12 protein-coding genes are annotated in these 15,306 nt (G+C 30.0%); 2 read left to right on the top strand and 10 right to left on the bottom strand.

Translation table 11 applies throughout. The features are described from left to right. Positions 1–124: 124 nt before the first annotated feature. The 7 genes from Q0945_RS09185 to Q0945_RS09155 form a co-directional block, all read right to left on the bottom strand. A complete protein-coding gene (locus Q0945_RS09185; RefSeq protein WP_299433826.1) occupies positions 125–1,138 on the bottom strand; it encodes a UDP-glucose--hexose-1-phosphate uridylyltransferase in 1,014 nt (337 codons plus the stop codon). A 5-nt stretch (positions 1,139–1,143) separates the two neighbouring features. Further along, positions 1,144–2,304: a galactokinase gene (gene galK / locus Q0945_RS09180; RefSeq protein WP_299433825.1), complete on the bottom strand. Its 1,161-nt coding sequence runs from the start codon at positions 2,302–2,304 to the stop codon at positions 1,144–1,146. An 88-nt stretch (positions 2,305–2,392) separates the two neighbouring features. Beyond that, on the bottom strand, positions 2,393–3,091 hold the full coding sequence (locus Q0945_RS09175) for an NUDIX domain-containing protein (protein ID WP_299433824.1): 699 nt from the start codon (positions 3,089–3,091) through the stop codon (positions 2,393–2,395). Between the two features lie 90 nt (positions 3,092–3,181). Beyond that, positions 3,182–4,915, bottom strand: a complete 1,734-nt coding sequence (locus Q0945_RS09170; RefSeq protein WP_299433823.1) for a sodium:solute symporter — start codon at positions 4,913–4,915, stop codon at positions 3,182–3,184. A 108-nt stretch (positions 4,916–5,023) separates the two neighbouring features. Further along, complete coding sequence (locus Q0945_RS09165) at positions 5,024–7,555, bottom strand: PIG-L family deacetylase (protein WP_299433822.1); 2,532 nt, start codon at positions 7,553–7,555, stop codon at positions 5,024–5,026. A gap of 87 nt (positions 7,556–7,642) precedes the next feature. Beyond that, the gene (locus tag Q0945_RS09160) at positions 7,643–8,152 is read right to left on the bottom strand and encodes a mechanosensitive ion channel domain-containing protein (RefSeq protein ID WP_299433821.1); all 510 of its coding nucleotides are present in this window, start codon (positions 8,150–8,152) and stop codon (positions 7,643–7,645) included. Positions 8,153–8,169: 17 nt separating this feature from the next. After that, a complete protein-coding gene (locus Q0945_RS09155) occupies positions 8,170–9,117 on the bottom strand; it encodes a septum formation inhibitor Maf (RefSeq protein ID WP_299433820.1) in 948 nt (315 codons plus the stop codon). Positions 9,118–9,332: 215 nt separating this feature from the next. Between Q0945_RS09155 and Q0945_RS09150 the strand changes: the two genes are divergently transcribed. Beyond that, positions 9,333–9,977: an outer membrane beta-barrel protein gene (locus Q0945_RS09150; protein WP_366136149.1), complete on the top strand. Its 645-nt coding sequence runs from the start codon at positions 9,333–9,335 to the stop codon at positions 9,975–9,977. 109 nt (positions 9,978–10,086) lie between these two features. Here the strand turns inward: Q0945_RS09150 and Q0945_RS09145 are convergent, their stop codons facing one another. Genes Q0945_RS09145 through Q0945_RS09135 form a run of 3 tightly spaced genes read right to left on the bottom strand, consistent with a single transcriptional unit; the run spans position 10,087 to position 11,951 of the window. Next, positions 10,087–10,674: a Maf-like protein gene (locus Q0945_RS09145; protein ID WP_299433819.1), complete on the bottom strand. Its 588-nt coding sequence runs from the start codon at positions 10,672–10,674 to the stop codon at positions 10,087–10,089. Between the two features lies 1 nt (position 10,675). Beyond that, a complete protein-coding gene (locus Q0945_RS09140) occupies positions 10,676–11,203 on the bottom strand; it encodes an HAD hydrolase family protein (protein ID WP_299433818.1) in 528 nt (175 codons plus the stop codon). Then, complete coding sequence (locus Q0945_RS09135) at positions 11,187–11,951, bottom strand: Rossmann-like and DUF2520 domain-containing protein (protein WP_299433817.1); 765 nt, start codon at positions 11,949–11,951, stop codon at positions 11,187–11,189. The genes Q0945_RS09140 and Q0945_RS09135 overlap by 17 nt, the downstream gene beginning before the upstream one ends. A gap of 149 nt (positions 11,952–12,100) precedes the next feature. Between Q0945_RS09135 and ccsA the strand changes: the two genes are divergently transcribed. After that, the gene (gene ccsA, locus Q0945_RS09130; protein WP_299433816.1) at positions 12,101–15,280 is read left to right on the top strand and encodes a cytochrome c biogenesis protein CcsA; all 3,180 of its coding nucleotides are present in this window, start codon (positions 12,101–12,103) and stop codon (positions 15,278–15,280) included. The last annotated feature ends 26 nt before the right edge of the window (positions 15,281–15,306 follow it).

Genomic DNA, 15,306 nt, shown 5'->3' with positions numbered 1-15,306 from the left:
TAATTATTTAAAGTTATGGCTTTTTGTTGTTTAGAGTTGGTTATTTAATTTGCAAAATAATTGCTAGTTAAATACTCGGGGGAACTGCCTTTAATTTTATAGTTTGTACTTATTACCGAAAGTCTCATAGTTCTCTTAAGCTTTTAGCGGCTAACTCTGCTGTTATGTCTCTTTGTGGCATACCAAACATTTCATAACCTACCATAAATTTCTTTACTGTTGCAGAACGTAATAAAGGAGGGTAGAAGCTCATATGAAAATGCCATTCTGGATACTCTCCATTTGTTGGAGATTGGTGTATACCAGAAGAATAAGGAAAGGAGGTGTCGAATAACTTATCATATTTTTGCGTTACAATTTTTAGTTGTTCAGCATAATCTAATTTTTCTTTACCTGTAAGTTCGCAAATACTTTTTCTATGGTTTTTAGGAACAATCATTACTTCATATGGCCAAACAGCCCAAAAAGGAACTAAACTAACAAAACTTTCATTCTCAAAAATAATACGTTCTTTTTCTTTTAACTCTTGTTCTATATAAGCAGTTAATAAGCTTTTTCCATGTTTTTTAAAATACTCTTCTTGTTTTTCTGTTTTCTTTAAAACTTCATTTGGGGTAGACTTTTGCGCCCATATTTGCCCATGCGGGTGCGGGTTACTGCATCCCATTGTAGCTCCTTTATTTTCAAATATTTGCACATGATTAATTTCTGGCTTAGCACTTAATTCTTTATATTCTTCTTGCCAAGTAGTGATGACTTTTTCTATGTCTGATACTTCCATATCAGGTAGCGTTAAAGAATGGTCTGGAGAAAAACATATTACTTTGCAAATACCAGTTTCACCTTCTGCTTTTAAAAGCCCTTCTTCGTAATTAAAATCTAAGCTATTAGGAAGTAGGGCTCCAAAATCATTTGTAAAAACAAATGTGTTTTTGTAATCTGAATTTACTTCGCCATTAATTCTTGTATTTGTAGGGCATAAATAACAATTTGGATCATAAGTAATTATTTCTGGCTTAGCAGTCTCTTCTTTTTTTCCTTGCCACGGTCTTTTTGTTCTATGTGGTGAAACCAAAACCCATTCACCAGTTAAAATATTATATCGTCTATGCGGTGCAGCATTAAAATTATCGTTCATTTATCTTAAGAATTTAAAATATGTACGCTATCGTCTATTTTTAAATGATAATATTCAGAAGTAATTTCAGTTTCTTTTTTATAAGCTGTTAAAATATTTTTTACAGCTACTTCTCTGTTTTCATCTTTAATTAAATTAATAGTGCAACCTCCAAAGCCTCCACCCATCATTCTAGAACCTACAACTCCGTCTTGTTTTTGGCTTACGTCTACTAAGTAGTCTATTTCAGAAGTGCTAATTTCAAAATCTGAAGACATGGATCTATGACCTTCTAATAAAATAGTTCCAATTTCTTTTGCGTTACCTTTTTCTAACGCACTTATCATTTTTAGAACCCTACCATTTTCTTTTATTACATATAGAGCTCTTTTAAAATCTATTGATGAAACACTATCTTTTACTTTTAGAATAGCTTCTTCTGTAACATCTCTTAATGAGGCTACATTAGGGCTAGTTTCTTTAACTTTTGCCACTATATTTTCACAAGATTGTCTTCTGTTATTATACTCATTGCCAACAGCTAATTCATGTTTTACATTGGAGTTTATAAGTACCCAACTATATCCTACTAAATTAATTGGAACATATTTATAACTTAAATCTTTACAATCTAAGAACAGCGCATTAGATTTTTTACCAAATAAAACAGCGTATTGATCCATTAATCCACAATTAAGACCAATTTTATGTTCTGCAGCTTGTCCAATTTTGGCAATTTCTTCTCTAGGTATTTTTAAATCTAACAATTCAGAAATAGCAAGTGTAAAACCACAGCAAAGAGCAGCTGATGAGGAAAGACCTGATCCTATTGGAATGTCTCCTCCAAAAACACAATCTATACCTTTAAGAGTATAATTTTTTTCGTTTAAGATTTCAATAATGGCTTTAAAATATTTTCCCCAAAAACAAGAGAATTTTGGACCATTTCCTTTTAAATTTAAAGTTATTTTTTCTGGAAGCGTTAAAAACGCTTCTATATTAAATGTAGAAGTGTTATTTACTTGTATTGCAAAATAAATAGCTTTTTCTATAGATGCAGGTAAAACAAAACCTAAATTATAATCTGTGTGTTCCCCTATTATATTAACTCTTCCAGGAGACTTTATAATTATGGGATTAGGAGAATAATTTTCTTTAAAAAAACTAACAACACTATCTTTAATCATACATAAAAAGATTAATGAATAATGCTTGCAATATAAGAAATATATTTTAAGTGTAAAATTTACGCTTATTTAAATAAATTTAAGAATTCTATATTTCGAAGTTATACCCTTTTGCAATTAAATCATTAAATTTTTCTTTGTCAAAACGATATAGAAAAGCTCCTTTTTTAGAGCTGGTTCTATCTTTTTTGTCTGTTTTTATTAATATGTTTAAAGAAAGAAATTTTTTTCTAAAATTTCTGGAATCTAACGGTCTTTGATAAATACATTCGTATAAAGTTTGAAGATCTGGTAATGTAAAATGTTTTGGTAGTAGTTTAAAACCAATAGGTTGGTGTCTTACTTTATTTTTTAGTTCAATGATAGCATCTTCAACCATAATTCTATGGTCCAAAATTAATTCTGGAATTTCATTTATATTAAACCACTCGGCATCAAATTCTTTTACTTGCTCAATGTCAAAATCATTTATACCTATTAAACTGTAATGTCCTATAGAAATTACACGCTCTCCCGGATCCCTGTTAATATCTCCATAGGTTTTAAGTTCTTCTAAAAATATATCTTTTAAACCTGTAGATTCAAACAAAATTTGTTTTGCAGCATCTTTAATAGACAAATCATTTTTTACAAATGCACCAACTAAAGACCATTGCCCTTTTAAGGGATCTACTTTTCTTTTAAATAATAAAAGTTTAAGATTGTTGGAGTCATATCCAAAAATTATACAGTCTACTGCAACCAGAATTTTTTGTTGAATATTATAAGATGAACCTGATAATTTCATGTAAAATATTTCATTAAAATCACTTTTAAAGATACTATATTAGAATAATTAGTGAATTAAATAATTTATACAATATAAAGAAAATATTATTTAAGCTCTAATCTTAATTTTTTTGTTCTTTTTATCAAAAAATTGAAAGAGTATTGCAATGAAAATTACTAAAGCCGCACCAATAAAATTTAACCATAAATAGCCAAGTTTTTCTTCACCAGCTGGGTAAATGTGTATTAGGTAGTAATATATAAAGCATATAATAATTTGGGTAAGTATGGCAGCATAAAACACTGCGTTACCCTTTATCCATTTTAAAAAGAAAGCTAATAAAAATATACCTAATACGTTGCCGTAGAATATACTTCCTATAATATTAACGAGCTGTATTAAATTGTCGAATAAATTGGCAATACAAGCAATTAAAATGGCAATTACCCCCCAAATTAAAGTAAACCATTTAGAGGCGGTTACGTAGTGTTTTTCTGTAAAAGTTCCTTTTCTGTTCCTTTTATACAAATCTAATGCTGTTATTGTTCCTAAAGCATTTAATTCTGATGCTGTTGAAGACATTGCAGCTGATAGTATTACGGCAAGCAAAAGACCAATTAACCCTTTTGGTAGGTTGTTTAGTATAAAATATATAAAAACATAATCTTTATCATTTGTCTCTGCGCTTTTATCTGCTTTTTTTATGATTTCTTTTGCGAGAACTCTATTTTTAGCATCTTTCTGGTTAATTTTTATAATATGCTGTTTAGCTTCTTGAATAGCAGTATACTCTTTTAAATCTAAAGCAGAAGAGTATTTATTTTGAGCTATATATTTTTCCGATTCTAATTTTATTTGTTCGTTTTGCAGTAATTTATATTCGTCACTATAGTTAGAATTTAGTACGGTTTCTGTAGCAGAAGGATTAAAGTTTAAGGGTGCTGGGTTATATTGATAAAAAACAAATACCATTACACCCACAAGAAGGATAAAGAATTGCATTGGAATTTTTAAGAAACCATTAAATACCAGTCCTAATTGACTTTCACGAACAGATTTTCCTGATAAATAGCGTTGTACCTGACTTTGATCTGTACCAAAATAAGACAGTGCCAAAAATAAACCTCCAGTAATTCCGCTCCAGAAAGTATATCTACTTTTAGTGTTAAGGCTAAAATTTAATATTTCTAGTTTATTGTTAGCTCCAGCAATTTTTAAAGCTTTGGAAAAAGAAATATCTGAGGGAAAATAATCTAATATAAAAAAGAAAGCCAAAAACATTCCAGACATTATTATAAACATTTGCTGTTTTTGCGTAACACTTACTGCTTTTGTGCCTCCAGAAACAGTATATATAATAACTAAGGTTCCTATTATTATATTAAGAGTTCTTAAATGCCAACCTAATACTGCAGATAAAATTATAGAAGGAGCAAAAATGGTAATTCCTGCTGCTAGTCCTCTTTGTATTAAAAATAATATAGCAGCTAAGGTTCTTGTTTTAAGGTCAAATCTATTCTCCAAAAATTCATAGGCGGTATATACCTTCATTTTATGGTAAAGAGGTATAAAAACCATACAAATAATAATCATTGCAAGAGGTAGTCCAAAATAAAATTGAACAAAACCCATACCGTCATGAAAAGCTTGGCCTGGTGTAGATAAAAAAGTAATAGCACTTGCCTGCGTTGCCATTACAGAAAGACCAATTGTCCACCATTTTGCTTTATTACCAGCACGAATATACTCATCTACATTGGAGCTTCCTTTTGTTTTCCAGACACCATAACCAACAATAAAAAGTAGTGTTCCGCTAAGTATTACCCAATCTAATATTCCCATATTAACAGAAAGATGTCATTACATAGAAAAAAACTAATATGTATACTATATTAAGAACAAGTACTAATGTGTATTCTTTTTTCCATAAAGCTTTTTTAATTTTGTTTTTCATCCTTTAATCTTTCTTTTTTTCTCTATAGAATCTTTTCCTATAGATAAAAGATTAGAGAATAGCTTATAAGCTCCAGGAACTCCTGCAGGTAATTCTCTAAAAAAACTGAGTCCTGTATAAATGTAATTTCCTTTGCCATAAGGAGCTACTAATAAGCTTCCTTTTGTAGCAGCTTCTCCTTTATCTTTCATTTGTAAAATTGGGGTAAATTCTGAAGACCATTTATTTGGAAAATATAACCCTCTTTCTTGTACCCAACCATTAAAATCGTTCTGGTTAATCTGATTTGGAAAATTGATTACAGAATGATCCTTGGCAAGAATTTTAACTTCAGAATTTTCATTGGTAACCCTATCTCTTGATATTTGAAGTGGGTAAGGGGCAATGTTTTCAAACTGTTTATCCCATCTGCCAGCAGTGTTGTACTGTATTATTAAATTACCACCTTGGTTAACATAATCTAACAAAAAAGGTTGCTTAAATTTTAGTTCTGGAATTACATTATAGGCTCGTATACCAACAACAACGGCATCAAATTTTTGTAAGGAACCTTTTGTAATTGTTGTAGGGTCTATAGTGTGTACTGTATATCCTATTTGTTGCAAGCTTTTTGGAACTTCATCACCGGCACCCATAATATACCCTATGTTTTCTCCTGCTTTTTTAATGTTCAAGCGTACTACTTTTGCTTCGGCAGGTAAAAGAATAGTTTGTGTTGGTATATGGTCATACGCAATAGTAATTAAGTCTTTAGTAATCTCTTTTCCATTAAGTTTTATAATAGGAGATATATAGCTTTCATTTTCATTCTCTGGAGGTGTTAAAATGAATTTTATTATTTGTTCATCTCCTTTTTTCTCTATTTTAAAAGGTTTAGTTTCTTTATTTATACCCCACTTTTTGTCATAACATAATTGTACTGTACCTTCTATATTATTCTTATGCGCTTTTACAGACACTTCTACCTCTTTAAATTTTTCATCAGCAAATATTATTACTTTGTCATTGAAGCTTGTGGTTGCTTCAGGAACAATTTCAAAAGGCTGAAAAATTTCTCCTTTATCTCTTTTTGCATATTTATATACAATTGGTTTTATAAATGTAATTGTAGAACCGTTAAAATCTAAAACATAAGTAGCGTTAAAGGCTCTTGGTGTTTCTGGTTTGCCAAGTAATTTTTTATCCTTTACAATATACATTCCTAATGTTCCTTTTTCATTTAGCCAGTAAGGACTAGTAAATTGAGTGTTTTCAGGAATAAGAAGGTTTAATTTTAAATTATTTTTTACGTTTTCTTGTAAATCTATATTCTCGTGTTTAGCACTATCTTTTTGTAAATAGACCTCTTTAAGTGTAATAGGGGACGTGCTTCTATTAATAACTTCAATGTTTACAGAAACTGTTTCTCCTGGGGTGGCATTTGTATTTGCCGCAAAAGCTTCTAAATGTAGCCCTGCTAGGTTACTAATAATTTCTTTTAGCTCTTTAGATTTAATAGCTTTCCAATGTTCGTTGCTAGATTTTTGAAGCAAAGTATATGCTTTTACTAAATCTGGGATATGCGTAGATGGGTTTTTAAAATTAAATTCTGCTTCTACTTTATTTAATATAGCTCCTATTTCCTTTCCACCATTAATTCTTGACCATGTGGTGTTTATGCCATAAAATAAATCATGTTTGTTTTGCGGTAAATCTCCTTTTAGTAGTTCTACATACTCCTTTGTGGAACCTCTTTCTGATAAACGACCAAAACCTTGGCATAAATGTTGGCTACTTGCAATTGCAGCAATTTCATTATTAGACATTCCTAACATTGGGTAATACACACCAATATCTACATTTAACATTTTAGATTTATCGGCCTTTTTAAATTTTTCTTCACTACCATAAAACCACCATGAGGTATTAAAAAATAACCTTTGTGGTTGCCATGTGTCTGTAGTTTCTAATTGCTTTGCGTATGAGGTAACATCATTAACCAAATCAAAAGCTTCTACACTAAGCATTGCAGAAGAGGTATGGTGGCCATGAGTTGTACCTGGACTACGATGGTCAAACCTGTTAATAATGATATCTGGTTTAAATGTTCTTATTGCGCGTACGACATCTCCTAGAATCTCTTCTTTATTCCAAATTTGAAGTGTTTCGTCTGGATGTTTAGAATACCCAAAATCGTTAGCTCTACTAAAAAACTGTTCTCCACCATCGATACTACGTGCTTTTAGTAATTCTTGTGTTCTAAGAACTCCTAAAGATTCTCTTAATTCTGGACCTATAATGTTTTGCCCTCCGTCTCCTCTGGTGAGTGATAAATAGCCTGTGCGAGCTTTTACTTTATTAGATAAATAGGAGATAAGTCTTGTGTTTTCATCATCTGGATGCGCTGCAACATATAATGCAGTTCCTAAAAAATTAAGTTTTTCTATAGAATGATAAATTTCTGAAGGCGTATTTTTTTGAGGGGCTTGGGAGAAACTTAATACAAATGAAAAAAATGCTAGTAAGCAAGTTGCTAGTCTTTGAAGCATGAGTTTTGGTTTAGATTGCTATCAAAGATATAAAGATTAAACCCCATGTAATTTTTTTTAAAACTTCTTTAACAGATAAAAAAGTTTTTAGTTAATTAGAGCTACAGCTTTTTGCATCATTAAACTGTTTGGATATACTAACAATTCACCACTTTCTTTACGTAAACTTACATGAAAAGCTTTAATATCCTCAATAAGATAAATAGTTTCACTATTAATATCATTATCTAAAACTCTTACTTTATCTCCAATTTTAAAAGGAAAAGCAAAGAAAAGTATAACTCCAGCTGTTAAATTACTTAGTATGGACCATTGCGCAAATAAAGCAATACCTATTACTGCAAAAATGGAGGAAAATAAAAGCCCTATTTCTTTAAAGTTTACACCCCAAATAAAGGTTAAGATACCAATAACAATAATGTATAATATTATAGTTATATACTTGTTAACTAGTTTTGTTCGTATTTCTATAAACTTACTAGATTCTCCTGTTTTTTTTACAACTTTAGTTATTATTAGTTTTAATGTAATAAAAAGAGCAATTGTTACAGCTGTGGCTAGTAATTCTGTTTGGTTCCTTGTAAAATAATTATCCATTAATAATTTTTATAATATTATAATTTTAAACTGTCTCTTAAATGTAAATGCGCATTATCATGCTTATTCCAATAATCAGTTTTAATAGTTTTTATTTTTTTTGCTGTGGAGATTAATTTTTTCTTGTTTGCTCCAGATCCACTATTAAAAGTTTCTACCCAGCCTTCAATTATGTATGGAAATTTGGCAGAAAATTGTATTGTTAAGTCTCTTTCCAATTCTGGATACGAAATAGAATAATAATAAATACTACCTTTTTTTTCTATTGATGTAATTGCTTTATAAGCCTTTAATTTTTTATGAGATAGTGTGGTATATTCTATAGAAGGAATAATTTTTAAATTCCCAATAGGTAGGTTGGCTGGGTTAACTCTAATTTTATTCCATATTTCGTTTTCTAAAACCGTTTTTTGAAGTTTAAAACTTTGATCCGCATCACTTTCAAAATAGGAGTGAGACATTACTTCAAAATCTTCTTTATTATTTATTTGACCGTATACATGACCACACCATTCCTGGGCAGAAAATGAAATTTTTAATGCATGAGAATTGTCGTGTACGGGATAAAAACTACTATTCATTATAGAATAAGGGTAAATTCCTGTTAGGTAATTTTTTGTGCTATTTAGTTTTAATACCGAAATATTGTTTTTATTTGGTTTATCTGCCTTTACTTGTTTGTCTGCCAAAAAAGGTTCGGTTACATAAACAAGTACAGCATTACCTTCTCTTAGTTCTCCATAGCGGGCTTGGGTAAGTTGGTAAGAGGTAATTTCTGCATTACCAACATACCAATACTTTTTAAACTCTGGATTAGGTTCTTTGTTAGGTTTTACACTGTTTTCTTTTTTTAAACTTGCTTCAAGAGCTAAAACATTTTCTTTTTGTTTTGCCTTATTCTTACATGCACTAAAATTTAGCAATAGTAAAAAACATAAACTTACTAAATACATAGTATTTCTCATGATTGTGAATTTTTAATAAAATTACCAAAAATATAGTTAGGGATGGCTTTTAAATAGAATATAAGTGAATTATGTTTTTTTAATTTTTGTAGGCATAAAAACAAAAAGTTAATTCAATGTTATTTATATGCTAATTAAGAAAATAAACATGGTAATGGTATAAAGGTTGATGTAAGGCATTACTTAATCTATAAAATAATTTAAATGAAAAAAATATTCTTTTTTACCAGTTTTTTATCGTTCTATTTTTAACTGCACAAGTAGAGAATGAAAATTTTAAAATAGAGAAAGGCTCTAAATATTTAGGGGGCTCTATTTTTTTTAATTTTTCAAATTCTGAAAACAATTCTAGTAACGGGAGTGTAGAGTTTAATAATACCAATATGGGTTTTGCTCCAAAATTAGGTTATGCAATTAAAGATAATTTCATAGTTGGTTTAGGTATTACCTCTAGTTATTCTAAAAACAATATTGACTATCCCATGCTTAATTCTAATGAAAGTGAAAATACATCAACAAGTATTGGTGTTTTGCCATTTATAAGAGGGTATAAAAGTTTGGGAAGCAGGCTGGCAATTTATGTGCAAGCAGAAGTTAATTATTCAAAAAATTGGAGAAATATAACATCTTCTAATTCTCCAGAGTCTACGAATGATGGGAGAAGTATTTTTCTTGGTTTTCGTCCAGGAATTTCTTTTTTAATTTCTAATAAATTAGCATTAGAAGCGGGTATTGGGGCATTAGGATATTCGTCTTTTAAAACAGAAGAAGAAAATCAATTTAATGAAAATAAAAGCGATTCTTTTAATTTTTCATTAGACACATCTAATTTACTTTTTGGTATGGCTTATTATTTTTAATAAAAGAAAGTAAGTAAACTGTCTAGGTAACTCTCAGCAAGTTTAAATCTAAATTATGGAGTAAATTATTAATGATTCTAGGTTTTGTAGTAGGAACCTAGAATCATTTTTATTTAGTAATTTCTTCTAAATAATTATATACTAGTTGTGTTGGTAAACCTACTACATTAGTGTAAGAACCTTCTATTTTTTCAATAGCAATAAGACCAATCCATTCTTGAATACCATACGCACCTGCTTTGTCAAAAGGTTTGTAATTTTCTATATAATACCAAATTTCATCATCACTTAATTCTTTAAATTTTACTTTGGTAGTATGGTTAACAGTTGTTTGTTTTATTGAAGTAGTAAAACATACTGATGTTATTACTTTATGCCAATCTCCAGATAATTTCCGTAACATTTTATAGGCTTCCCCTGCATTGGCTGCTTTAGCTAAAGATTCATTATTATACCAAACAACAGTGTCTGATGTTATTAGAATTTCATTAGCTAGCAAAGTTTCTTTTTGAGGAGATGCTTTTAATTCTGCTAAATAATCAGAAATTTCCTCCCCTTTTAAATTATCAGGATAAACTTCATCAACATCTTTTAAACGTACTTTAAAAGGGATTCCTAAATCTTTGAAAAATTGTTGTCTTCTAGGAGATCCAGATGCTAAAATTATTTTATACTTTTCTAATTTTTGTAGAAGCATATTAATCGTTTGATGCACTGTAATTTCCCAACCAATCTCCACGTACTTTAAGCACTTGCTCTATAACATCTCTTACGCAAGCATGGCCACCATTTTTATGAGAAATATATTTTGAAACTGCTTTTACTTCGGGGATTGCATCTTGCGGGCAAGTAGATAGGCCTACATATTCTAATGGAGGTACATCGGGCATATCATCTCCCATATAAAGAACATTTTTAGGAGCAATATTATTAGCAGTTAAATATTCTTGTAAAGGGGGCATTTTTAAATGCGCGCCCATGTAAATATCTTTTACGCCAAGTCCTTGAAGTCTAATTTTTACCCCTTCATTTGTTCCTCCAGAAATTATACAAACATTATACCCCTTTTTAATGGCAACTTTTAGAGCATAACCGTCTTTTACGCTCATTGTACGTAACATTTCTCCAGAGGTAGTAACTTGTACAGTACCATCTGTAAATACACCATCTACATCAAAAACAAAAGTTGTAACGTTTTGTAGGTACTCTTTATAGCTTTTTTCCATATTTATTTAGAATTGCATCTGTTATAACATTGTATATTTTTAGATGCTCTTTATTATTAATTTGAGATTTATGAATATCTATTGTTTTATAGTCACCTCTGCGGGCTGGACCAGTTAAAATAGTTTCTGGATTAAATAGCGTTCCTTTTTTTGCTGTTTCTAGGATTAAAGGCTTTATAATATCAAAAGATAGGTCGTTTTTCTCACAAATATCACTTCCTATTTGATACATATAGTTGCTAAAGTTATTTATAAAAACAGCGGTTAAGTGTAATTTTTTTCTTTGTTCTGAGGTAACATCGTATACAGTATCTGATATAATATTGGCTAATTTTTTTAAAAGAATACTACTTTCATTAGTATTTGCTTCAATACACATAGGTACACTCTTAAAATCTACAGGATAATTTTTTGTAAATGTTTGGAGCGGATAAAAAATTCCATGATTAGGATGATATTGTAATACTTTCATTGGTATGCTCCCAGCTGTGTGGGCAACTATACCGTTTTTGTTCTTAAGAAAAGAAGCCACTTCTTCAACAGCAGAATCGCTAACAGCTATGATGTAAAAATCAGCATTTTTAATTTTGTTAAAGTTAGTTTGGGTCTCCGTTTTTTCCTTAAAAAACTCTAAAGCTTTACTATTTCTGCCTACTACTTGTACAATTGTAATATTAGTGTAGGTAGTAAATATATTAAACAAATGTTGCGCAATATTTCCTGTGCCTAAAATTACTACTTGTAACATACTGCTAAATTAAGGATATATTTACTCTTAATAAAGCAAATAATTAGCCAATTAAAATTAAACGTTGTAATTATTTTAACAGTAGTATTGTAAATAATACTCGCAAAAAGGCTGTATTTTTACTGGCTGAAAATTAACTCATTTTTGTAATGACCAACATACTTAAAAAATTCTTTTTCTCTACACGTTTAATGTCTGTTCTATTTATTGTATTTGCAACAGCAATGGCATTTGGAACTTTTATAGAAAGTTGGTATAGTACAGAAACCGCAAGAATCTGGATTTATAATACTACCTGGTTTGAAGCTATAATGGTGTTTTTTGTAATTAATTTTGTGGGGAATATTTTTAGGTATAAACTTTTAAGAAAAGAAAAGTGGCCAGTTTTAGTATTACACCTTTCTTGGATATTAATAATTTTAGGGGCTTTTGTAACTAGGTATATTAGTTTTGAAGGTATGATGCCTATTAGAGAGGGCAATACAGAAAAAGTTTTTTATTCTGATAAAACATATTTAACAGCATTTGTTGATGGGGAAATAAATGGAGAACCTAAGAGAAAGGTTCTTGAAGATGATTTAATTGTTACTCCTGAAGCATTAAAATCTAACTTACCTTGGAAATCCGATTATAATAATCAAGATTTTACAATTTCTTATGTAGATTTTATAAAAGGGGCTAAGTTAGGTTTGGTGCCAAGTAATACCGGAAACTTCTTTTTAAAAATTGTTGAAGCTGGTAATGGACAAAGACATGACCATTATTTAGAGAGTGGTAAAGTAGTAAGCATTCATAATGTTTTATTTGCTTTAAATAAAAGTACAGAAGGCGCTATTAATATTTTTACTAAAGACGGTTCTTATAGTATAAAGTCCCCGTTCGAAGGTGATTTTATGCGAATGGCAGACCAAATGCAAGGCACTGTTATAAAAGATAGTTTACAAGAACTACAATTAAGATCTTTATATAACACAGCAGGTATGCAATTTGTAATTCCAGATCCAATTACACAAGGGGAATATGGAGTAGTGCCATTACCAGAAGAAGAAATTACAAAAGCTAGTCAAGATGCTTTAATTGTAAAAATTGAGAGTAATGGCGAAGTTGTAGAAAAGAAAATACTTGGAGGAAAAGGAACATCAAACTTTACAGATAAAATAAAGGTAGGTGGTTTAGATTTTGCTTTAGCCTATGGCTCTAAAGTATATGAGCTTCCTTTTAGTATAAAACTTAACGATTTTATTGCCGAAAAATATCCAGGTACAGAAAAAGGCTATGCCTCTTTTATGAGTAAAGTTACCATTGAAGATGAACGTCCTTTTGATTATAAAATATTTATGAATCATGTATTAGACCATCAAGGGTATCGTTTTTTTCAAGCAAGCTTTGATCCAGATGAAAAAGGGACTGTTCTTTCTGTAAATCATGACTTTTGGGGAACTTGGATAACCTATATAGGATATACACTTTTATATATTGGTTTGTTAGGAACTATTTTCTTTGGAAAAACTCGATTTAGAGATTTAGTAGAAAAACTACATAAAATAAAAGCAAAAAAAGGCGCACTTACTTTAATATTATTATTAAGTTCTACAGTATCTGTTTTAAGTCAAGAACATAGTGTAAATGATGGGCATAATCATAATAATGAACCCACTATTGCGCAAATAGACTCTGTTTTAATGGCTACTATGGTTTCTAAAGAACACGCAGAGAAATTTGGGAAACTAGTCATACAAGATGAGAGTGGTAGAATGAAACCCATAAATACATTTTCATCAGAATTATTAAGAAAACTTAGTTTAAAGGATACTTATAAAGATTTAAATGCAGACCAAGTATTTTTATCTATGATGATGAATCCTGCAATATGGTATAATACGGAATTTATTGCGGTAGATAAGAAAAAACAAAATGATAGTATTAGAAAAACTATAGGTGTAGAAAAGGGTAAAGAATTTGTAAAGGCTACAGACTTTTTTGATAGCAAAGGAAACTATAAATTAGAACCCTTTTTAAAAGCTGCAACAGGCACAAATAACCCTAATAAGTTTCAGCAAGATATAAAAGATGCTAATATTAGACTTAGCTTATTAAACCAAGCTTTGAGTGGGCAAATTGTAAAAATTTTTCCATTGTTAAATAATGAGAATAATAAGTGGATATCTGCAGTAGAATATAGGGGAGGACAATACCAAGTTGCAGATTCTTTATATGCTAATTTTGTTAAAAATGCAGTGCCTTATTATTTAATGACTTTATCTAAAGCAAAAAAATCTGGCAACTATGCAGAAGCAGATAAGTTATTAGATGCTTTTAAGCAAAACCAAAAAAACCACGGTGAAGAAGTTTTACCTTCAGATGAAAAGGTAAATGCTGAAGTAGTTTATAATAAGCTTAATATTTTTAATCGCTTGTATAAATATTATGCTGTAGTAGGTGTTTTGATGTTTTCTACACTAATATTTCAAATTTTTAAAGACCGTGAAATATGGAAAATTGGAATTTACGCTTTTAAAGGTGTAATTGTTATTTTCTTTTTGTGGCATACCGCAGGTTTAATAATGCGTTGGTATATATCTGGCCATGCTCCTTGGAGTGATGCTTATGAAAGTATATTATACGTTGCTTGGTCTACTATGGCAATGGGATTATATTTAGGAAGAAAAAATAATATGACAATTGCAGCCACTGCATTTGTTACCTCTATGTTATTATGGATAGCGCACCAAAGTTGGGTAGATCCATCTATAGCAAATTTACAACCAGTTTTAGATAGTTATTGGTTAATGATACATGTTGCTGTAATTGTAGGTAGTTATGGCCCCTTAACTGTTGGTATGATCTTAGGTGTAGTTTCTTTATTACTTATGGTTTTAACCAATAAGAAGAATAAGAAAAGAATGGATATTAACCTACAGGAACTAACAATTATTAATGAAATGGCTTTAACTGTAGGCTTAATAATGCTAACAATTGGAAACTTTCTTGGTGGGCAATGGGCAAATGAAAGTTGGGGTCGTTATTGGGGATGGGATCCAAAAGAAACTTGGGCATTAGTATCAATTATGATTTATGCCTTTGTAATACATACAAGACTAGTTCCTGGTTTAAGAGGTAAATGGACTTTTAACTTTTTAAGTGTTGTAGCATTTGGCTCTATTATGATGACCTATTTTGGAGTAAACTTTTATCTGGTTGGGTTGCATAGTTATGCTAGTGGAGATCAAGTTATAACCCCAAATTTTATTTACTATACTGTATTTGGAGTTTTTGTTTTAGGAGCAGTAAGTTATTGGAGATATAAAATAAATTTTAGTAAAAAATAATTAGAAGAACTGAAAGTTGTTTTTGC

It is taken from the genome of uncultured Maribacter sp., assembly GCF_947500405.1.
In the GTDB taxonomy this organism is placed as follows: Bacteria; Bacteroidota; Bacteroidia; order Flavobacteriales; family Flavobacteriaceae; genus Maribacter_B.
This window is presented reverse-complemented; position numbering and strand designations above follow the sequence as displayed.

What these genes read in the sequence shown, in the direction of transcription:
- Q0945_RS09175 (WP_299433824.1), bottom strand. Translation starts at nt 3,091, where the DNA reads ATGAAATTATCAGGTTCATCTTATAATATTCAACAAAAAATTCTGGTT.
- ccsA (WP_299433816.1), top strand. Translation starts at nt 12,101, where the DNA reads ATGACCAACATACTTAAAAAATTCTTTTTCTCTACACGTTTAATGTCT.
- Q0945_RS09155 (WP_299433820.1), bottom strand. Translation starts at nt 9,117, where the DNA reads ATGAGAAATACTATGTATTTAGTAAGTTTATGTTTTTTACTATTGCTA.
- Q0945_RS09145 (WP_299433819.1), bottom strand. Translation starts at nt 10,674, where the DNA reads ATGCTTCTACAAAAATTAGAAAAGTATAAAATAATTTTAGCATCTGGA.
- Q0945_RS09160 (WP_299433821.1), bottom strand. Translation starts at nt 8,152, where the DNA reads ATGGATAATTATTTTACAAGGAACCAAACAGAATTACTAGCCACAGCT.
- Q0945_RS09135 (WP_299433817.1), bottom strand. Translation starts at nt 11,951, where the DNA reads ATGTTACAAGTAGTAATTTTAGGCACAGGAAATATTGCGCAACATTTG.
- Q0945_RS09165 (WP_299433822.1), bottom strand. Translation starts at nt 7,555, where the DNA reads ATGCTTCAAAGACTAGCAACTTGCTTACTAGCATTTTTTTCATTTGTA.
- Q0945_RS09140 (WP_299433818.1), bottom strand. Translation starts at nt 11,203, where the DNA reads ATGGAAAAAAGCTATAAAGAGTACCTACAAAACGTTACAACTTTTGTT.
- Q0945_RS09170 (WP_299433823.1), bottom strand. Translation starts at nt 4,915, where the DNA reads ATGGGAATATTAGATTGGGTAATACTTAGCGGAACACTACTTTTTATT.
- galK (WP_299433825.1), bottom strand. Translation starts at nt 2,304, where the DNA reads ATGATTAAAGATAGTGTTGTTAGTTTTTTTAAAGAAAATTATTCTCCT.
- Q0945_RS09185 (WP_299433826.1), bottom strand. Translation starts at nt 1,138, where the DNA reads ATGAACGATAATTTTAATGCTGCACCGCATAGACGATATAATATTTTA.